This window comes from Rhodoferax sp. ZS1R25 (assembly GCF_056521335.1).
In genome coordinates, this window is the sequence record NZ_JBWMAZ010000001.1 from 1,346,577 (window position 1) to 1,366,763 (window position 20,187).

Below are 20,187 nucleotides of genomic sequence, written 5' to 3' on the forward strand. Positions count from 1 at the left end.
AAATCACAGCAGGTTCTCACCCCGCATCTGGTCTGCCAGGGTGTCGCGCGCGCGGATCAGGTAGCTGCGGTCGCCGTCCACTAGCACCTCGGCAGCCTTGGGGCGCGAGTTGTAGTTGCTGGACATGCTCATGCAGTAGGCGCCGGCCGACAGCACGGCCAGCTGGTCGCCGGCCTGCACGTTCAACGCGCGGTCGTGGCCAATCCAGTCGCCGCTCTCGCACACGGGGCCCACTACGTCGAATACCTCGCCTCCCGGGGCCGCCAATTTGCGGGCGTCCAGGGGCACGATGTTGTGGAAGGCCTGGTACATCGCGGGGCGGGGCAGGTCGTTCATGGCGGCGTCGACGATGCAGAAGTTCTTTTGCTCGCCGGGCTTCATGTAGAGCACCTCGGTCACGCAGATACCCGCATTGCCCACCAGCGAGCGGCCGGGCTCGATCATTAGCTGGCGCTGGCCGAAGCCGCGTGCGTCCAGCTTGGCCAGCAGCTTGGCCCACAGCGCATCGGCGGCGGGCGGGGTGTCGCCGTTGTAGTTGATGCCCAGGCCACCGCCAAAGTCGATGTGGTGAATGGGAATGCCGGCGGCCTCGATGGATTCCACCAGGTCCAGCATGCGGTCCATGGCGTCCAGGTAGGGCGTTTCTTCGGTAATTTGGGAGCCGATGTGGCAGTCAATGCCCACTACCTGCAGGCCGGGCAGGGCGGCTGCACGCTGGTAGGTGGCCAGGGTGCGTTCATGTGCTACGCCAAACTTGTTGCCCTTGAGCCCGGTGGAGATGTAGGGGTGCGTCTTGGGGTCCACGTTGGGGTTCACCCGGATGCTGATGCGTGCTTGGGTACCTACGCCGACGGCCACCTCGTTCAAAACATCGATCTCGGCCTCGCTTTCCACGTTGAAGCAGCCAATGCCCACGCGCAGGGCCTCGCGCATTTCTGCGCGGGTCTTGCCCACACCGGAGAAGATGATCTTGCTGGCATCGCCACCGGCGGTCAGCACACGGGCCAATTCACCGCCGGACACGATGTCAAAACCGCAGCCCGCCTTGGCGAAGAGTTGCAGTACGGCCAGCGAGGAGTTTGCCTTCATGGCGTAGCAGACCTGCGCGTTGCGCCCGGCAAAGCCCTTTTGGTAAGCGGCCAGTGCGGCCAGCATGGAGGCCTTGGAATAGACAAACAAGGGGGTTCCATATTCCTGCGCCAGTGGAGCAACGGCACGGCCCTCAACGTGGAGCTGGCCATTGGCGTAGTGAATATGGGGGTGTCCGGGAAGCGTGGGCTGGCTCATGGGGTGGTGTTCGTGGAGGTGCTGGAAGCCGCAGGCGCGGCTGCAGGGACTGCGCTCGCCTTGGTGCTGCGCGCGGCCTGGGAAGGGGGTAAATACAGCGAGCCGGTCTGACCGCACGCGGCCACAGTGAGCACACTGGCGGCAAGGGCAAGGCGACTGACTAAAATTTGCGTTGCTTTCAACATGGTGAAATTGTAATGACCGACCCGGAATTCATGGACCGCGCAGAAACTTTGCTCAAGGCGGTGGAGATGTGCTGTGACCGTATCAACGACGATTCCGACGCCGATGTGGACAACCAGCGGGTCGGCGGCATGGTCACGCTGACCTTTGCCAACCGCAGCCAGATCATCATCAATCTGCAAAAGCCGCTGCACGAAGTATGGATGGCTGCCAAGTCTGGCGGCTACCACTACCGCTGGGTGGACGGACAGTGGCAGGACACCAAAGGGCAGGGTGAGTTTTTTGCGGCACTGACCTCCAATGCCAGTGCGCAGGGCGGCATGGCATTGGAATTCACGGCCTGATCAGTTTTTGAAGAGGTCGATGATTTTTTTCTTTTCATCGGCGGCGGGCAAAGATTCAGGCGTTTCTTCAGGTTTGTCGCTCAAGCCCAGGCTGGAGATGCCCGCGCCCTTGGCGTACTCCTCGTAAAACCACTCGTTGCCAAGGTGCACCACGCCTTCGGGTGCGGCAGGTTCCATCACTGGCACACCCTTCAACGCGGTTTCCATGAAGCTGATCCAGACCGGCAGGCTCAGCCCGCCGCCGGTTTCTCGGTCACCGAGTTTGCGTGGAGTGTCGTAGCCAATCCAGGTGACTGCAGTGAGTGTGGGTTGGTAGCCGGCAAACCAGGCATCCATGGAGTCGTTGGTGGTGCCGGTCTTGCCATAGAGGTCGGGGCGCTTCAAGGTGGCTTGTGCGCGTGCGGCGGTGCCGGATCGTGTCACTTCCTGCAGCAGGCTGGACATCATGAATGCATTGCGTGCGTCAATGGCACGCTCAGAGTCCGCCAGCACAGGCGGTGCCGATTCCACCAGCACCTTGCCGCGTTGTTCGCTGACCTTGGACACCAACCAGGGGTTGACGCGGTAGCCGCCATTGGCAAACACCGAATAGCCTGCGGCCATCTGGATGGGTGTGACGTTGCCGGCCCCCAGGGCCATGGTCAGGTACGGCGGGTGTTTCTCCGCGTCAAAGCCGAACTTGGTGATCCAGTCTTGGGCGTACTGTGTGCCAATGCTTTGCAGGATGCGGATCGAGATCATGTTTTTCGATTTGGCCAGACCGCGGCGCATCGTCATGGGGCCTTCAAAGGTGCCGTCGTAGTTCTTGGGCTCCCAAGGTTGTCCGCCGGTCACGCCCGCATCGAAAAACAACGGGGCATCGTTGATCACGGTGGCCGGGGTGAAACCCTTTTCCAGCGCCGCTGAATAGATAAACGGCTTGAAGCTGGAGCCTGGCTGGCGCCATGCCTGGACCACGTGGTTGAACTTGTTCTTGGCAAAGTCGAAGCCACCGACCAAAGCCTTGATCGATCCGTCGCGGGGATCGATCGCAACAAATGCGCCCTCGACTTCGGGCAACTGGGTGATTTCCCAAGTGCCCTTTACCGTCTTGGCAACGCGGATGATGGCGCCGCGGCGGATCTTGATATTGGGCTGCGCTTTCTCAGACAGGCCGGATTGGGCGGGTTTCAGGCCATCGCCGGTGATTTCGACCAGCTCGGCGTTTTGACGAATCGCCTTGATATGTTTGGTGTCAGCTTCTAGCACCACGGCGGACATCACATCCCCGTTGTCGGGGTGCTCGTCCAGCGCCTCATCAATCGCATCCTCGATCTCTTGCGGGTTGTTGGAGAGGTTGATGAACTTCTCGGGCCCCCGGTACACCTGGCGGCGTTCGAAATCCATGATGCCGCGGCGCAGGGCCTTGTAGGCGGCGATTTGCTGGTCTGTGCGCAATGTGGTTTGCACATTCAGACCGCGGGTGTAGGTCTCTTCGCCGTACTGGGCAAACATCAATTGGCGCACCATTTCGGCCACGTATTCGGCATGCACCTGGTTGGCAGCCGGCCCCGTCTTGATCGTCAATTCCTCTTTTTTGGCAGTTTCGGCTTCCTGGTCGTTGATGAAGCCGTTCTCCAGCATGCGGTCAATGATGTACTGCTGGCGAATTTTCGCCCGCTTGGGGTTGCTGATGGGGTTGTAGGCAGAGGGCGCTTTGGGCAAGCCCGCCAACATGGCCGCCTCAGCAACGGTAATGTCCTTCAACGGCTTGCCAAAGTAGGTCTCTGACGCGGCCGCAAACCCATAGGCCCGATTCCCCAGAAAAATCTGGTTCATATAGATTTCCAGAATCTGGTCCTTGGTCAGCGCGTGTTCCAGCTTGAAAGTCAGCAAAATTTCGTAAATTTTGCGGGTGAATGTTTTTTCCGATGACAAGTACACGTTGCGCGCGACCTGCATAGTGATGGTGGAGGCGCCTTGGCTTTTGACCCGACCCACGTTGGCCAGTCCGGCACGGATGACCCCCAGGTAGTCCACGCCCCCGTGCTGGTAGAACCGGGCGTCTTCCACCGCCAAGATGGCGTCGGTCATGACTTTGGGGATTTCCTTGATGGGGGTCAGGTTGCGCCGCTCCTCGCCGAATTCGCCAATCAGGTCGCCGTCTGCAGAAAAGACCCGCAAGGGAAGTTTGGGGCGGTAGTCGGACAAGTCCGAGATATCTGGCAGGTTGGGAAACGCCATCGACAAGGCCAGCGCGACCAAGATCAGCACGGACGCCACTCCCGCCAGGCCTAACCCCAGGATCCATAAGAGGATGCGCACCGACCAGTGCAATGCTTTGCGTGGCGAAGTTGGCTTGCTGCTTTTTTCGTTAGACGGGCTGGAGGTGGACATAAAACATTCGGTAAGTTCGCGTGGGCATTATAAAAATGCGCTTTTAGGGGCGGGCGCGGTAGCTGGCGGATGCAGAGCAGCCCAGAGTGTGCCGGAAGCTACGGTCATAGGTATTCTCGACGACCGCTATGTAAAAAGGAGCAGAAAACGTCTGCTTTTGGCAACGCTCCCACAAATCAAATTCCCAAAAAACCTTTGCGGGACAAGGATCTTACTGATAGCATTCAAGTGATTTCTTAAGTTTGTCCGGCCATTTGCCGAGCCGTTTCAGGGGACCGTTTTGATCTCATTGGGGTCGTTATTCAGTCGACAGCCAGCTCCCATGTTGGGGTTGGACATTAGTTCGTCCAGCGTCAAGCTGGTGGAGCTGGGCCGTGACAAAGCGGGAAACTTGGTGCTGGAACGTTGCGCCATTGAGCCTTTGGAGCGTGGATGGATCTCTGACGGCAACATCGAGAAGTTCGATGAAGTAGCCGACGCCGTGCGCCGTCTGGTCAAGAAAAGCGGGACCAAGACAAAGAACGTCGCCATGGCATTGCCGCCATCTGCGGTGATTACCAAAAAAATCATTTTGCCCGGTGGCATGACGGATTTGGATCTCGAAGCCCAAGTGGAGTCAGAGGCCAATCAATACATCCCATTCCCCTTGGATGAGGTGAGCCTGGATTTTTGCGTGATCGGACCCAGTGCAGCATCTGCGGGCGACATTGAGGTGCTCATCGCCGCGTCCCGCCGTGAAAAGGTACAGGATGTCCAGGGGCTTGCGGAAGCTGCAGGGCTGGTTCCTGTGATTGTTGACGTGGAATCCTATGCGTCCCGCTTGGCAGCGGGACGTTTGATTGAGAACTTGCCTAGCAAAGGTGCCGGTTTGATCGTCGCCTTGTTCGAGATTGGCGCCTTAACGACCAGCATGCAGGTGCTGCGCGACGAGGAAGTGCTGTATGACCGCGACCAAGCCTTTGGCGGCGCCCAGCTGACGCAGCTTATTGTTCGCCAATACGGCTTTTCACAAGAAGAAGCCGAGAGCAAGAAGCGTAGCGGCGAGTTACCGGAGGACTATGAGTCTGCGGTACTCAAGCCGTTTATCGACACGATGGTGCAGGAGCTGGGACGAGCCTTGCAATTCTTCTTCACAAGTACGCCGCACAACAAAGTGGACTACATCATGTTGGCCGGTGGTTCCGCAGCCCTGCCGGGTTTGACCACTGTGGTGACACAGCACACAACGTTCCCCTGCAGTCTGCTCAATCCATTTGATGGAATGGAAATTGGTGACGGTGTACGCCTCAAGCGCATGACGCGTGAGGCCCCGTCGTACCTGACCTCTTGCGGTCTGGCATTGCGGAGGTTTTCGCAATGATTTTAATTAATTTACTACCGCATCGCGAGGCTGCGCGTAAAAAGCGGCGTGATGTTTTCAATGTTTCTTTGGGCGCGTCTGCTCTCTTAGGCGGGTTGATGGCGGGCTCTATTTTTCTCTGGTACCAGGCGGCGATTGCATCGCAGCAGTCGAATAATTTGATTCTCGAAACCGAGATCAAAAAACTGGAAGGCCAGATCAAGGATATAGCCACGCTGGAGGGCGAGATTGCCGCACTCAGGGCCCGCCAGCAGGCTGTGGAGGATTTGCAGTCTGATCGCAATCTCCCCGTGCATCTGTTGACAGAGTTAGTCAATCAACTGCCGGACGGCGTTTACGTAAACAAGATGACCCAGGTCGATCAGTCGGTCACGCTCAATGGCGTGGCTCAGTCGAATGAGCGAGTGTCTGAATTACTAAGAAATTTGGCCAACAATACTCCTTGGTTCGCCAAACCTGAATTGGTTGAGATTGTGTCCGGCTCGGTGTCCGTTTCTGCTAAAGAGCAGAAGAGAGTGGCTAACTTTGTGATCAGAGTTCGGCTGGTACGTTCGAGTGAGGCTGCTAAAGTCGTGGGGCTCGCCCCGGCTCCTGCAGCTTCGGCCAGTCTAGATGCTAAAAAATAGAAATATCCGCTATGGCAACTAGTTCTACCAAATCTTTTGATTTCGCAGTATTGCAAGAGAAGCTGCTGACTCAATTTCGCGATCTGGATCCTAAAGACCCATCATTGTGGCCCTCTATTCCGAAGTATGCATTGTTTGCCCTGACTAGCTTAGTCATCGTGGTTGCTTTGTGGTTTGCCTGGTTGAGTGGGTCCGAGGAGACTTTGCAGCAAGAGCAAACGAAAGAGGCGACGCTACGTGAAGACTATAAAAAGAAACTAACCAAAGCAGTCAATCTAGATGTTTTAAAAAAGCAGCGAGAGCAAGTGCAGCAGTATGTAACGCAACTTGAGAAACAACTTCCAAGTAAGGCTGAAATGGACGCATTGCTCTCGGATATTAATCAAGCGGGTCTTGGCCGTAGCTTGCTATTTGATTTGTTTAGGCCGGGACAAATCGCGGTGAAGGAGTATTACGCAGAACTTCCAATCACCATTAAAGTTACTGGCCGCTATCATGACATCGGATCATTTGCGTCGGACATTGCAAATCTATCTCGCATCGTGACTTTGAATAATTTGACGATTGCTCCTCGTGGAGACAACACATTAACTTTAGACGCCACCGCAAAAACCTTTCGCTATCTGGATTCCAATGAGGTGGCAGCGCAACGCAAAGCCACAGGGGCGAAGCAATGATAAGTTTCAAAGTTTTGAGCTTATCAGCCATATTGTTTGTGCTGGCGGGGTGCGGCTCTTCGAGTGAAGATGAGATACGCCAATGGATGGTTGATGAGCGGAATCAGACTCGTCCGAAAGTGCCACCTATACCTGCCCCGAAGCAATTTGTGCCTGAGGCATACGCGAATAATACATCTATTGAACCGTTTAGCAATCAAAAGTTAACGCAAGCGTTAAAGCGTGATTCATCCCAGACGGTGGCGAATGGAGCGCTTGTAGCCCCCGAATTGGCAAGGCGTAAGGAGCCTTTGGAGGCCTTTCCGCTGGATTCTGCAGCTCTTGTCGGAAGTCTTGTGAAGGCAGGGCAACCCATAGCTTTGGTCAAGGTTGATAACTTGCTTTACCAAGTGAAGGTGGGCAACTATCTGGGACAAAACTATGGACGAGTCACCAAAATCAGCGAGACCGTTGTGACGCTGCGTGAAATCGTGCAGGACGCTGCAGGCGAATGGATTGAACGCGCTGCAACGCTAGAGTTGCAAGAGAGGTCGAAATGATGAATCAGTTTTTTTTGCGGGGATTCCGGATGTTCAGAAGCTTGCGAGTGTTGCTGTTGTTGTGTATAGCCGGGGTTGCACAGGCGCAAACTACTATCGAGTCCGTAACTGGATCCGTTCAGGGCGGGATGGAGGTGGTACGCATTGATTTATCGCAACCCTTGACGGCGTTGCCGACAGGCTTCGCCATTCAATCCCCGGCGCGCGTTGCTTTGGACTTTCCTGGTGTCGCGAATGCCATGGGGCGGTCCACAATTGAAATCAATCAAGGTAATCTGCGTTCTGTCAGCGTTGTTCAGGCAGGAGACCGAACGCGTGTGGTTTTGAACCTCAAGACACCGGCTGCTTACAAGGCAGAAATTCAAGGGAAATCGCTGCTAATTTCTCTAGAGACAGCTGTAGCTACAAATGCCGCGCCCGCAACGGCATTTGCTGAGAGCCGTAGCCGTGATACGGCTCCGATTAAAGATTTGGATTTTCGCCGTACGGGCGATGGTGCCGGCCGGATCGTGGTGTCCTTGCCCAACAACCAAGTCGGTGTCGATATTCGACAACAAGGGCAAACCTTGGTGGTTGAATTCATGAAGTCCACGTTGCCTGAAGGTTTGCGTCGTCGTTTGGATGTAAGCGATTTTGGAACCCCGGTGAGGACTGTCACGTCATCTCAATCGGGTGATCGCGTTCGGATGGTCATTGAGCCCCAAGGGTTATGGGAGCACAGTGCCTATCAAAGTGATGAGCAGTTTGTCATTGAAGTGAAAGAAGTGAAGGTCGATCCTAAGAAGTTGACTCAGGGTACGGGTTACAACGGTCAAAAGTTGTCACTTAATTTTCAGAATATTGAAGTACGCTCCTTATTGCAAGTCATAGCAGACTTTACGAACTTCAACATCGTCACGTCGGATTCAGTATCCGGTTCGGTGACCCTGCGGTTGCAGGATGTTCCCTGGGATCAGGCGTTGGATATTATTCTGCAGGCCAAAGGCTTGGGCATGCGCAAGAGTGGCAATGTACTTTGGGTGGCGCCTAAAGACGAGATCACTGCGAAGGAAAAGCTGGATTTGGAAACTGTGGTTGCAGTGCAGAACTTAGAGCCATTGCGAACACAATCCTTTCAAATTAACTACGGCAAAGCATCGGATATTGCTGCGGGCCTAGTCGCGGCGGGCTCCGGCCCCGGTGCTGGCGTTACCCCTAGTCGTATTCTCAGTAGCCGAGGCAGCGTGATCTATGAGAACCGAACCAACCAACTCTTTGTGACGGACATACCCAGCAAGTTGGAGCAGGTGCAGCAACTAATTGCCAAAATTGATATCGCCGTGCGCCAAGTCCTCATTGAGGCACGCATTGTCGAAGCATCAGACAGCTTTGGCAAATCACTGGGGGTGAAGTTGGGCGGCGGCGGTACTGCCGCTGCTTCTGGGGATCGACCAGGTGTTGCGATCGGTTCCAGTTACGTAGTGGGTTCTGCTGCTACCACTTCTGGTAATTTCGTGAATTTGCCCTCTACTGGCGCATTGGGTTCGAGCACACCAGGACAAATCGCTTTTTCGATATTCGGAGCGGCGGCCGATCGGTTTCTGAATCTGGAAATTTCCGCCTTAGAGGCTGATGGGAAGGGCAAAGTGGTGTCTAGTCCTCGGGTAGTAACAGCTGATCAGATTAAAGCGTTGATTGAACAAGGTACAGAACTCCCTTATCAAGTAGCATCGTCCAGCGGTGCTACTTCCATCGCATTTCGCAAAGCCAATTTGAAGCTGGAGGTGACTCCTCAAATTACGCCAGAGGGGAACATAATTTTGGCCTTGGACATTACCAAGGACACGGTGGGTCAATCGACTCCGGCAGGTTTCGCGATTGATACCAAGCATGTCCAAACGCAGGTCTTGGTGGAAAACGGCGGTACGGTCGTAATCGGTGGCATCTTTACTGAAGATCAGACGGAGAGCGAAACCAAGGTGCCTTTCTTTGGGGATTTGCCTGGCCTTGGCGTGTTGTTCCGCAACCGTGCACGCTCCACCACCAAACGGGAAATGCTAGTTTTCATCACGCCCAAAACCTTGGCAGACAAGGCTATCGGTCGTTGATGCGGGTTGGATGGATGGTTTGAGTTCGGAGTTGCGCATTAGTTTTGTGGGTTTGCCTGGGTCGGGCAAAACCACGGTGGGGCGGCAGTTGTCGCGTCGGTTGCGGCTGCCTTTTGTGGACTCTGACCAGGCTATAGAGGCACGGTTAGGCTGCTCTATTCGCGAATTCTTTGATCGCGAAGGCGAAGCCCGCTTCCGCGATATCGAGGAAGAGGTGATTGAGGCTTTGACCCAAGATCCTGCCTGTGTGATCTCCACCGGTGGTGGTGCCGTGCTTCGGCAGGGCAATCGCGCACATTTGCACGGCAGAAGCCATGTGGTTTATCTGAAGTCCACGCCTGAAGAGCTGTTTCGTCGGCTGCGTCATGATGTCAGCCGTCCTTTGCTGCAGGTGGCGGATCCCTTGGCGCGCATGCGCGAACTCTTCACGATTCGTGACCCGCTGTACCGTGAAACGGCCCATTTCACGTTGGAGACCGGTCGTCCGTCGGTTGCGACCTTGGTCAACATGGTGGTGATGCAGCTCGAACTGTCAGGGCATTTGCCCACCTGCTGAAAAAGCACTTCTGCGCCCTCGCCGGCGCCTGAATCTTCCCCTGGTTCCGAACCTCTAAACTCGGGGGTATGACATCCCCGAATTTTCACACTGTTGACATTGCTCTGGCCGAGCGTAGCTACCCCATTCAGGTGGGCACGGGCCTGCTCGGCACTGCAGATGTGTATGTTGCGCTGCCAAAAGCGACCCACGCGGTGGTGGTTTCCAACACCACGGTCGCGCCCTTGTATGCCGAGGCGCTACTCGCCGCACTGAAGCCACGTTACACCAACGTTCAGTTGGTCACGCTGCCAGACGGTGAGGTTTTCAAAACTTGGCAAACACTCAATCAGATTTTTGACGCCCTGTTATCTGAGGGCTGTGACCGTAAAACCATCCTCTTTGCATTGGGTGGGGGCGTGGTTGGCGACATGACGGGCTTTGCTGCCGCCAGCTACATGCGTGGCGTGCCGTTTGTGCAGGTGCCTACGACTCTACTGTCGCAGGTGGACTCCTCGGTCGGGGGAAAGACCGGCATCAACCACCCTTTGGGCAAAAACATGATCGGTGCGTTCTACCAGCCGCTGCTGGTGGTCTGCGATCTGGACACGCTCAAAACCCTGCCACCGCGCGAGCTGAGCGCGGGCTTGGCCGAAGTCATCAAGTACGGCCCGATTGCCGACATGGCCTTCCTAGACTGGATTGAAAACAACCTGGATGCCTTGCTGGCCCGGGACCCAGTGGCCCTGGCCCATGCCGTGCGACGCAGCTGCGAAATCAAGGCCTGGGTGGTGGGGCAGGACGAGCGGGAAGCGGGCCTGCGCGCCATTCTGAATTTTGGCCATACCTTTGGCCACGCCATCGAAGCGGGCTTGGGCTATGGCGAATGGCTGCACGGTGAGGCCGTGGGCTGCGGCATGGTGATGGCAGCGTATTTGTCGCAGAAGCTGGGGCTGGTCGACGTCGCCTTTGTGGAGCGCCTCACACGCTTGATTCAGAAGGCAGGCCTCCCTATCGTGGGGCCGCAGCTGGATGCCACAGACAACGCGGGTCGCTACTTGGAGCTGATGCGCCTAGACAAGAAATCCGAGGCTGGTGATATCCGGTTTGTCGTCATCGATGGCCCAGCGCGTGCATCCGTGCGCGGTGCACCCGACGCCTTGGTGCGTGAAGTAATCAATGCTTGTTGTACCGTGTAAGTGCTATCGTAATGATAGCTGCTTGCGCAATATCCATACGGGCTAAATCTTGATTTCTCCATGAGTCTTCAGCCTTATGCTTGCGATCCGGCCCAGTCGCGCGGCCGGCGCTTTGCGGAGCCACAGGCGCCCACGCGGACCGCGTTTCAGCGCGACCGCGACCGCATCGTGCACTCCACCGCCTTCCGCCGGCTGGTCTACAAAACCCAGGTGTTCATCAACCACGAGGGCGATCTGTTCCGGACCCGGTTGACGCATTCGCTGGAGGTGGCGCAACTGGGACGCTCGATCGCTCGCACACTGGGCCTGAGCGAGGATTTGGTGGAGACCGTGGCGCTGGCCCACGACCTGGGCCACACACCGTTTGGCCACGCGGGGCAGGACGCGCTGCATGATTGCATGGCGCCGTTTGGCGGCTTTGAACACAACCTGCAGAGTCTGCGTGTGGTGGACCATCTGGAAGAGCGCTACCCACAGTTTGACGGGCTGAACCTGAGTTTTGAGTCGCGCGAGGGCATCCTCAAGCACTGCTCGCGCACCAATGCCGAGCTGCTGGAGGCGCAGGAGCCTGCATTTGCCGATGGTGCAGGCGGGGTAGGGCAGCGCTTCTTGAACCACACGCAGCCTAGCCTGGAGGCGCAGCTGTGCAATGTGGCCGACGAGATTGCCTACAACGCGCACGACATTGACGATGGGGTGCGCTCCGGCTTGTTAACCCTGGCGCAGATGCGCGAGGTGCCGCTGTTCAACGGCTATTGCGAGTCGGCGCTGCGCCAGCACCCAGCGTTGGCAGAGGCCGGACCGTCGCGCCGCCTGTTGTACGAGTCCATCCGGCTTATGCTCAGCGACCAAGTGTATGACGTGATGGCGGCCACGCAGGCAGCGCTCGATGAGCACAAGCCCCGTAGCGTGCAGGATGTGCGCGCCAGCAGCGCGCTGGTCTGCTTCAGCCCCGACATGCGGGCGCAGTCCAAGGTGTTGAAGTCGTTTCTCTTTCGCCAGCTGTACCGCCATCCCCAGGTGATGCAGACCATGGACTCTGCCAAGCAAGTGGTACGCGAGCTCTTTGACGCCTACAGCCAGACCCCGGCGCACATGCAGGGTGGCGCCGGCGCCCACTCACTGGTGGCACAGCAGGCCGCGGGCGACGCCAGTGCCTTCCACCGCACCATTGCCGACTACATCGCCGGCATGACGGACCGGTTCGCACTGCGTGAGCACGAGCGCTTGACCGGGCTGCGCCTCTTGGTGGAGTAGGGCATGGCTGATCTGGAAACACCGCAAACCGTGATCGCCGCCACGCAGCAGTGGCTGGAGCGCGCCGTCATTGGCCTGAACCTCTGCCCCTTCGCCAAGGCCGTGCATGTGAAGGGCCAGATCCACTACGTGGTGTGCAGCAGCAGTGACGCACAAACGGTGTTGGACCAGCTGGAGGCTGAGTTGCTGGATCTGCACGCGACCGACCCCGAGCAGCGCGACACGACCCTGCTGATCGCGCCCGCACTGCACCCTGATTTTCTGGACTTCAACGACTTTCTGGCAGCTGCGGATGCCCTGCTGCGCCGGCTCAAACTGGTGGGGACGGTACAAATCGCCAGCTTCCATCCGCGGTTCCAGTTTGCCGGTACCGAGCCCGACGACATCACCAACTACACCAACCGCGCGCCGTATCCCATCCTGCATTTGCTGCGCGAAGACAGCCTGGACCGCGCCGTACAAGCCTTCCCCGAAGCCGAAGCGATCTTCGAGAAAAACATGCAGACGCTGGAGGATCTGGGCCATGCCGGTTGGGCAGCCCTGGGCTTGCACACCCCGCCCGGCGCACACTGAGAAAGCCTTTCCATGACGACATCTCGCCCCAACGCCAAATGCACGCCCAAAGCCGCTGCGCCCAACTCGGCCGCAACCCATCCCCTGGCCGATGAAGTGCGCCCTGGTCAATCGGTAGAGTTGCTCAAGGAACTCCACATCCTCACCCGCGACGGCAAGCTCAATCAGGATTCGCGTCGCAAGCTTAAGCAGGTCTACCACCTGTACCAGTTCATTGAAAAGCTGATGCTGGAGCTCCCCGCCGCCGAGGGGCGGGCGCTCACGTTGGCCGACCATGGTGCCGGCAAGTCCTACCTGGGCTTCATCTTGTACGACCTATTCTTCAAAAACCTGCCGGCTAGCCACCTGTATGGCATCGAGACCCGTACCGAGCTGGTGGACAAGTCGCGCGCGCTGGCCCAGCAGCTGGGCTTTGGCCGCATGTCGTTTCTGAATGTCAGCGTGGCCGAATCCACCCAGTCCGAGGTCTTGCCCGACCAGATCGATGTGGTGACCGCGCTGCATGCCTGCGATACAGCCACCGACGATGCGATTGCCTTTGGCCTGCAGAAGAGGGCGCGCGCCTTTGTGCTGGTGCCGTGCTGCCAGGCCGAGGTCGCACGCCACCTGAGCCAGAGCAAGGCGCTCTCGCTCACGCGCACCCCATTGGCCGAGCTGTGGCGCCACCCGCTGCACACGCGCGAAATGGGCAGTCAGATCACCAATGTGCTGCGCTGCCTGTACCTGGAGGCCCACGGCTACCAGGTCACCGTGACCGAGTTGGTGGGCTGGGAGCACAGCATGAAGAACGAGCTCATCCTGGCCCGCTACACCGGCCAGCGTAAACGTGCTGCGGCCCAGCGTTTGCGTGCCATTTTGGAAGAATTTGGCCTGTTGGCCCTGCTTGACACACGGTTTACATTGCCGGAAGACAATGGGCAGGACAACGCATTGCCCGCCTGAGGCGTTATGGGCAGATTGCGTTTGGAATGAAAGATTTGGAGAGCTCAATGCAAACTTGGATGAAATTGGTGGGTGCCGTGGCTGTGGTCGCCGTCTTGGGCGCTTGTGCCACCAGCAGCCCCGACGTGGTTCAGCGCGGCGATGCCCAGCGCATGGCCCAGGTGCAAGACGGTGTGGTGCTGTCGGTGCGCAATGTGGTGGTGGATGGCAGCCAGACTGGCGCCGGTGCTGCGGTGGGTGGTGTAGTGGGTGCCATTGGCGGTTACAGCGGCAGCAGCGTGTCGCGTGAAGCCCAGGTGTTGGGTGTGCTCGCCGGCGTGGCCGGTGCAGCAGCGGGTAACGCGATTGAGCGTTTTGCCACCAAGGAAGACGCCGTGGAAATCCTGGTCCAGCTCAAGGGCGGCGACCGCCGTGCCATCGTGCAAGCCAAGGGCAGTGAACTGCTCGCCGCAGGCGATTCTGTGATCATTGTCACCACCGGCGGCAAGGTGCGCGTCACCAAAGCGCCCAAATAACGCAAAGCCCTGGGCGCTGGCCAGCTCACCGGCTGGCTTAAGGCAAACTAGCGCCCATGGCACGTCTTCCCCGTTTGACCCTGGCCGGTTACCCACACCACGTTGTCCAACGGGGCAACAACCGCCAGCCCATCTGCCTGGACACGGCAGACTTCCAATTCCTGCTGGGGCTGTTTTACGAGAACGCGCGCAAGTTCGGCGTATCTATCCACGCCTATGTGCTGATGGACAACCACTTCCACCTGCTGGCTACGCCGTCTACCGACGAAGCCCTGCCCAAGATGATGCAGGCCGTGGGCCGCAGCTATGTGCGCTACTTCAATGACCGCTACCAACGCAGCGGCACTCTGTGGGAGGGGCGCTACAAATCCACCCTGATCGAGACGAATCGCTACCTGCTGGCCTGCATGGCCTACATCGACCTCAACCCCGTGCGCGCCGGTCTGGTGGCGCAGGCGCGTGACTACCCCTGGTCCAGTTACGGCCAGTACGCAGGTTTGCAAGCCGACAAGCTGGTCACCCCCCATCCTTTGGTCTGGAACCTCGGCAACACGCCGTTTGCCCGCGAAGCGGCATACGCCCAATTGGTGCAAAACGGCATTAGCCAAGGCCAGCAAGCGGCTTTAACCGACGCAGTGTTGCGCGGCTGGGCCTTGGGGGAAGAGGGCTTTCTGTCCGAACTCCAAAAGAAAACGCCGCGCCGGCTCAGCAAAAGCAGCCCAGGCAGACCCTCCAGCGCCGATAGTTAGGTGTCAAATCGGGCTATAGCCCCCGATTTCATTGCGCAAGCAGCTATCATTTTTGATGTGTCCCCATTTATTTGTCGATGAAAATGTTCAAGCAATAATTAGGATCTGACCCCATTTATTGTGCTTGGCACTCTTGTTGCATTGCAGTATTCTTCGCTTCCACTGTAATTTTCAGGAGCGCGCCATGACCACGGCAGCCGAAATCCAACACCTTAAAGACCACGGTTTGTATTCCACCGCCAATGAGCACGATGCGTGCGGCGTAGGGTTCGTGGCCCATATTCGCGGTGAAAAGAGCCACGACATTGTCAAGAACGCCCTGAAGATTCTCGAAAACCTGGACCACCGGGGTGCCGTGGGGGCCGATGCCTTGATGGGTGACGGCGCCGGCATTTTGATCCAGTTGCCCGACGCGCTGTACCGCGAAGAAATGTCCGTTCAGGGCGTGACCTTGCCGCCCCCCGGTGAGTACGGCGTGGGCATGATTTTCCTGCCCAAGGAGCATGCTTCTCGCTTGGCCTGCGAGCAGGAAATGGAACGCGCGATCAAGGCCGAGGGCCAGGTGCTGCTGGGCTGGCGTGATGTGCCGGTCAACCGCGACATGCCCATGTCGCCCACCGTGCGCGCCAAAGAACCCGTCCTGCGCCAGGTCTTCATTGGCCGCGGCAACGACGTGATCGTGCAGGACGCGTTGGAGCGCAAGCTGTACGTGATCCGCAAGACCGCCAGTGCCGCCATCCAGAACCTGCAGCTCAAGCACAGCAAGGAATACTACGTTCCCAGCATGTCCAGCCGCACGGTGGTCTACAAGGGGCTGCTGCTGGCCGACCAGGTGGGCGTGTACTTCAAGGACCTGGAAGACGCGCGCTGCGTGTCGGCCCTGGGTCTGGTGCACCAGCGCTTCTCCACCAACACCTTCCCCGAGTGGCCGCTGGCCCACCCGTACCGCTATGTCGCCCACAACGGCGAGATCAACACGGTCAAGGGCAACTACAACTGGATGAAGGCACGCGAAGGCGTGATGTCGTCTCCGGTGCTGGCCGCGGACCTGCAAAAGCTCTACCCCATCAGCTTTGCCGACCAGTCCGACACCGCGACCTTCGACAACTGCCTGGAACTGCTGACCATGGCGGGCTACCCCATCAGCCAGGCCGTGATGATGATGATCCCCGAGCCCTGGGAGCAGCACACCACCATGGACGAGCGCCGCAAGGCCTTCTATGAGTACCACGCGGCGATGATGGAGCCCTGGGACGGCCCAGCCTCCATCGTGTTCACGGATGGCCGCCAGATCGGCGCCACGCTGGACCGCAACGGCCTGCGCCCCTCACGCTACTGCATCACCGATGACGATCTGGTCATCATGGGTTCTGAGTCCGGCGTGCTACCCGTGCCCGAGAACAAGATCGTCCGCAAATGGCGCCTGCAGCCCGGCAAGATGTTCCTGATCGATCTGGAGCAGGGCCGGATGATTGATGACGAGGAGCTCAAGGCCAACCTCGCCAACAGCAAGCCCTACAAGCAGTGGATTGAAAATCTGCGCATCAAGCTGGACGACGTGCAGGGCGGCGGTGAGCCTGCCTCCTTCTCCGAGAGCGAAGTGTCTCTGCTGGACCGCCAGCAGGCCTTCGGCTTCACGCAAGAAGACCTGAAGTTCCTGATCGCGCCCATGGCCAGCGCTGGCGAAGAAGCCATTGGCTCCATGGGCAATGACAGCCCCCTGGCCGTGTTGAGCGACAAGAACAAGCCGCTGTACAGCTACTTCAAGCAGCTGTTCGCGCAGGTGACCAACCCGCCCATCGACCCGATCCGCGAAGCCATAGTGATGTCGCTGGTGTCCTTCATCGGCCCCAAGCCCAACCTGTTGGACATCAACCAGGTCAACCCGCCCATGCGTCTCGAAGTGGCGCAGCCGATTCTGGACTTTGCCGATATGGCCAAGCTGCGCAATATCGAGCAGCACACCCAGGGCAAATTCCGCAGCCACACGCTGGACATTACTTACCCGTTGGCCTGGGGCCACGAGGGTGTGGAAGCCAAGCTGGCTTCGCTGTGCGCCGAGGCCGTGGACGCGATCAAGGGTGGCAAGAACATCCTGATCATCAGCGACCGCGCTGTGGCCGCCACGCAGGTGGCAATTCCTGCGCTGCTGGCCCTGTCGGCCATCCACCAGCACCTGGTGGGTGCTGGTTTGCGCACCACGGCAGGCTTGGTGGTGGAAACCGGTACGGCCCGCGAAGTGCACCACTTTGCCGTGCTGGCGGGTTACGGCGCGGAAGCCGTGCACCCCTACCTGGCGATGGAGACCCTGGCCAGCATCCACAAGGACCTGCCAGGTGACCTGAGCGCCGACAAGGCCATCTACAACTACATCAAGGCGATCGGCAAGGGCCTGTCCAAGATCATGTCCAAGATGGGCGTGTCCACCTACATGAGCTACTGCGGTGCCCAGCTGTTCGAGGCCATTGGCCTGAACACCGAAACCATCGACAAGTACTTCACCCGCACGCCCAGCCGCGTGGAAGGTATCGGCGTCTTCGAGATCGCTGAAGAATCCATCCGCACGCACAAGCTGGCCTTTGGCGACAGCCCGGTGCTGGCCAACGCGCTGGAAACCGGTGGTGAATACGCCTGGCGTGTGCGTGGCGAAGACCACATGTGGACGCCCGACGCGATTGCCAAGTTGCAGCACTCCACACGTGCCAACAACTGGAACACCTACAAGGAATACGCGCAGATCATCAACGACCAGAGCAAGCGCCACCTGACGCTGCGTGGCCTGTTCGAGTTCAAGATCGACCCCGCCAAGGCTATCCCCGTGGATGAAGTGGAAAGCGCCAAGGAAATCGTCAAGCGCTTTGCAACGGGCGCCATGTCCCTGGGTTCGATTTCTACCGAAGCCCACGCCACGCTGGCCATTGCCATGAACCGCATTGGCGGCAAGAGCAACACCGGTGAGGGCGGTGAAGACCCCGCACGCTACCGCCAGGAACTCAAGGGCATCCCGATCAAGCAAGGCCAGACCATGGCCGACATCATCGGAAAGGATGTGGTGGAAGTGGACATCCCCATGAACGCCGGCGACAGCTTGCGCTCGCGCATCAAGCAGGTCGCCTCCGGCCGCTTTGGTGTGACCGCTGAGTACCTGAACAGTGCCGACCAGATCCAGATCAAGATGGCCCAGGGTGCCAAGCCTGGTGAAGGTGGTCAGTTGCCTGGTGGCAAGGTGTCCGAGTACATCGGCAAGCTGCGCCACAGCGTGCCTGGCGTGGGCCTGATCTCGCCCCCGCCGCACCACGACATCTATTCCATCGAAGACTTGGCCCAACTGATCCACGATCTGAAGAACGTGGCGCCACACTCCGGTATCAGCGTCAAGCTGGTGTCTGAAATTGGTGTGGGCACCATTGCCGCCGGCGTTGCCAAGTGCAAGGCTGACCACGTGGTCATCGCAGGTCATGACGGTGGCACCGGTGCCTCCCCCTGGTCGTCCATCAAGCATTGCGGCAGCCCGTGGGAAATCGGCTTGGCCGAAACCCAGCAGACCCTGGTGCTGAACCGCCTGCGCAGCCGTATTCGTGTGCAGGCCGATGGCCAGATGAAGACCGGCCGCGACGTCGCCATTGGCGCCTTGCTGGGCGCTGACGAATTCGGCTTTGCCACTGCACCGCTGGTGGTGGAAGGCTGCATCATGATGCGCAAGTGCCACCTGAACACCTGCCCGGTGGGCGTGGCCACGCAAGACCCCGTGTTGCGCGCCAAGTTCTCGGGCAAGCCCGAGCACGTGGTCAACTATTTCTTCTTCATCGCCGAAGAAGTGCGCCAGATCATGGCCCAGCTGGGCATCCGCAAGTTTGACGACCTGATTGGCCGCTCTGATTTGCTGGACACCCGCAAGGGCATCGAGCACTGGAAGGCCCAGGGCCTGGACTTTGCCCGCCTGTTTGCGCAACCCCAGGTGCCGGCCGATGTGCCCCGCTTCCAGACGCTGACGCAAGACCACGGTCTGGAAAAGGCGCTGGACAACGTGCTGATCGCCAAGAGCCGTGCCGCCATCGACAAGGGCGAACGCGTGCAGTTCATGGAAGTGGCCCGCAACGTGAACCGCTCTGTGGGCGCAATGCTCTCGGGCGCGGTGACCAAGGTGCACCCCGAAGGCTTGCCGGATGACACCATCCGCATCCAGCTCGAAGGCACGGGTGGCCAGTCCTTTGGCGCCTTCCTGGCCAAGGGCATCACCATGTACCTGATCGGTGACGCCAACGACTACACCGGCAAGGGCCTGTCGGGCGGCCGCATTGTGGTGCGCCCCAGTATCGACTTCCGCGGTGAAGCCATCCGCAACACCATCGTGGGCAACACCGTGATGTACGGGGCCACCACCGGTGAAGCCTTCTTCAGCGGCGTGGGCGGCGAGCGCTTTGCGGTGCGCCTGTCGGGTGCCACAGCCGTGGTGGAAGGTACCGGCGACCACGGTTGCGAGTACATGACGGGCGGCACCGTTGCCGTGCTGGGCAAGACCGGCCGTAACTTTGCAGCGGGCATGAGCGGCGGTATTGCCTATGTGTACGACGAAGACGGCCAGTTCGCCAAGCGCTGCAACACGGCCATGGTCAGCCTGGAAAAGGTGCTGACGGCCAAGGAGCAGGAAGCCAGCATCGACAAGGCCGTGTGGCACCGTGGCGAGAGCGACGAAGCCCAGCTCAAAAAGCTGCTGGAAGACCACAACCGTTGGACTGGCAGCAAGCGTGCCCGCGAGTTGCTGGACCACTGGGACACCTCCCGCGCCAAGTTCGTCAAGGTCTTCCCCAACGAGTACAAGCGTGCTCTGGGCGAGATTCATGCACGAAAAGTGGCCAAGGCCCCCGTCAAATCTGCGCCAGCAGCTACAAAAAAAGAAGCAGCGCCCGCTAAATAACGACCTTGCGGGACAGACCA

At 58.7% G+C, this 20,187-nt stretch carries 18 protein-coding genes; 15 read left to right on the forward strand and 3 right to left on the reverse strand.

Going from position 1 to position 20,187, the window contains the following annotated elements; all coding sequences use genetic code 11:
• Window positions 1-3: 3 nt before the first annotated feature.
• Entirely contained in the window at window positions 4-1,287 is a 1,284-nt protein-coding gene (gene lysA, locus AC097R_RS06430; protein ID WP_479596815.1) for a diaminopimelate decarboxylase, read from the reverse strand.
• On the reverse strand, window positions 1,284-1,472 hold the full coding sequence (lptM, locus tag AC097R_RS06435; RefSeq protein WP_479596817.1) for an LPS translocon maturation chaperone LptM: 189 nt from the start codon (window positions 1,470-1,472) through the stop codon (window positions 1,284-1,286). Before lptM ends, lysA begins: the two co-directional genes overlap by 4 nt.
• 12 nt (window positions 1,473-1,484) lie before the next feature.
• Between lptM and cyaY the strand changes: the two genes are divergently transcribed.
• Entirely contained in the window at window positions 1,485-1,814 is a 330-nt protein-coding gene (cyaY, locus tag AC097R_RS06440) for an iron donor protein CyaY (RefSeq protein ID WP_479596819.1), read from the forward strand.
• Here the strand turns inward: cyaY and AC097R_RS06445 are convergent, their stop codons facing one another.
• Complete coding sequence (locus tag AC097R_RS06445; protein WP_479596821.1) at window positions 1,815-4,190, reverse strand: penicillin-binding protein 1A; 2,376 nt, start codon at window positions 4,188-4,190, stop codon at window positions 1,815-1,817.
• Here AC097R_RS06445 and AC097R_RS06450 point away from each other — a divergent pair.
• The 14 genes from AC097R_RS06450 (at window position 4,111) to AC097R_RS06515 (ending at window position 20,167) form a co-directional block, all read left to right on the forward strand.
• A complete protein-coding gene (locus tag AC097R_RS06450; protein ID WP_479598122.1) occupies window positions 4,111-4,422 on the forward strand; it encodes a hypothetical protein in 312 nt (103 codons plus the stop codon). The two genes, AC097R_RS06445 and AC097R_RS06450, sit on opposite strands and share 80 nt — an antisense overlap.
• Before the next feature lie 48 nt (window positions 4,423-4,470).
• Window positions 4,471-5,550 (forward strand): pilus assembly protein PilM, encoded by a 1,080-nt coding sequence (locus AC097R_RS06455; RefSeq protein ID WP_479596823.1) that lies wholly within the window; start codon window positions 4,471-4,473, stop codon window positions 5,548-5,550.
• On the forward strand, window positions 5,547-6,176 hold the full coding sequence (locus tag AC097R_RS06460) for a PilN domain-containing protein (protein ID WP_479596825.1): 630 nt from the start codon (window positions 5,547-5,549) through the stop codon (window positions 6,174-6,176). Before AC097R_RS06455 ends, AC097R_RS06460 begins: the two co-directional genes overlap by 4 nt.
• A gap of 11 nt (window positions 6,177-6,187) precedes the next feature.
• Window positions 6,188-6,853, forward strand: a complete 666-nt coding sequence (locus AC097R_RS06465; RefSeq protein ID WP_479596827.1) for a type IV pilus inner membrane component PilO — start codon at window positions 6,188-6,190, stop codon at window positions 6,851-6,853.
• The gene (locus AC097R_RS06470) at window positions 6,850-7,392 is read left to right on the forward strand and encodes a pilus assembly protein PilP (RefSeq protein WP_479596829.1); all 543 of its coding nucleotides are present in this window, start codon (window positions 6,850-6,852) and stop codon (window positions 7,390-7,392) included. The genes AC097R_RS06465 and AC097R_RS06470 overlap by 4 nt, the downstream gene beginning before the upstream one ends.
• Window positions 7,389-9,479, forward strand: a complete 2,091-nt coding sequence (locus AC097R_RS06475) for a type IV pilus secretin PilQ (protein ID WP_479596831.1) — start codon at window positions 7,389-7,391, stop codon at window positions 9,477-9,479. The genes AC097R_RS06470 and AC097R_RS06475 overlap by 4 nt, the downstream gene beginning before the upstream one ends.
• 31 nt (window positions 9,480-9,510) lie before the next feature.
• Complete coding sequence (locus tag AC097R_RS06480; protein WP_479598101.1) at window positions 9,511-10,035, forward strand: shikimate kinase; 525 nt, start codon at window positions 9,511-9,513, stop codon at window positions 10,033-10,035.
• Window positions 10,036-10,103: 68 nt separating this feature from the next.
• Complete coding sequence (aroB, locus tag AC097R_RS06485) at window positions 10,104-11,213, forward strand: 3-dehydroquinate synthase (protein WP_479596833.1); 1,110 nt, start codon at window positions 10,104-10,106, stop codon at window positions 11,211-11,213.
• A gap of 60 nt (window positions 11,214-11,273) precedes the next feature.
• Window positions 11,274-12,470, forward strand: coding sequence for a deoxyguanosinetriphosphate triphosphohydrolase (locus AC097R_RS06490; RefSeq protein ID WP_479596835.1), 1,197 nt, complete (start codon window positions 11,274-11,276; stop codon window positions 12,468-12,470).
• A 3-nt stretch (window positions 12,471-12,473) separates the two neighbouring features.
• Window positions 12,474-13,043: a DUF1415 domain-containing protein gene (locus tag AC097R_RS06495; protein ID WP_479596839.1), complete on the forward strand. Its 570-nt coding sequence runs from the start codon at window positions 12,474-12,476 to the stop codon at window positions 13,041-13,043.
• Window positions 13,044-13,055: 12 nt separating this feature from the next.
• Window positions 13,056-13,985: a class I SAM-dependent methyltransferase gene (locus AC097R_RS06500; protein WP_479596843.1), complete on the forward strand. Its 930-nt coding sequence runs from the start codon at window positions 13,056-13,058 to the stop codon at window positions 13,983-13,985.
• A 47-nt stretch (window positions 13,986-14,032) separates the two neighbouring features.
• Entirely contained in the window at window positions 14,033-14,500 is a 468-nt protein-coding gene (locus AC097R_RS06505; RefSeq protein ID WP_479596847.1) for a glycine zipper 2TM domain-containing protein, read from the forward strand.
• Window positions 14,501-14,556: 56 nt separating this feature from the next.
• Window positions 14,557-15,249, forward strand: coding sequence for an REP-associated tyrosine transposase (locus tag AC097R_RS06510; protein WP_479596849.1), 693 nt, complete (start codon window positions 14,557-14,559; stop codon window positions 15,247-15,249).
• Window positions 15,250-15,433: 184 nt separating this feature from the next.
• The gene (locus AC097R_RS06515; protein WP_479596851.1) at window positions 15,434-20,167 is read left to right on the forward strand and encodes a glutamate synthase-related protein; all 4,734 of its coding nucleotides are present in this window, start codon (window positions 15,434-15,436) and stop codon (window positions 20,165-20,167) included.
• The last annotated feature ends 20 nt before the right edge of the window (window positions 20,168-20,187 follow it).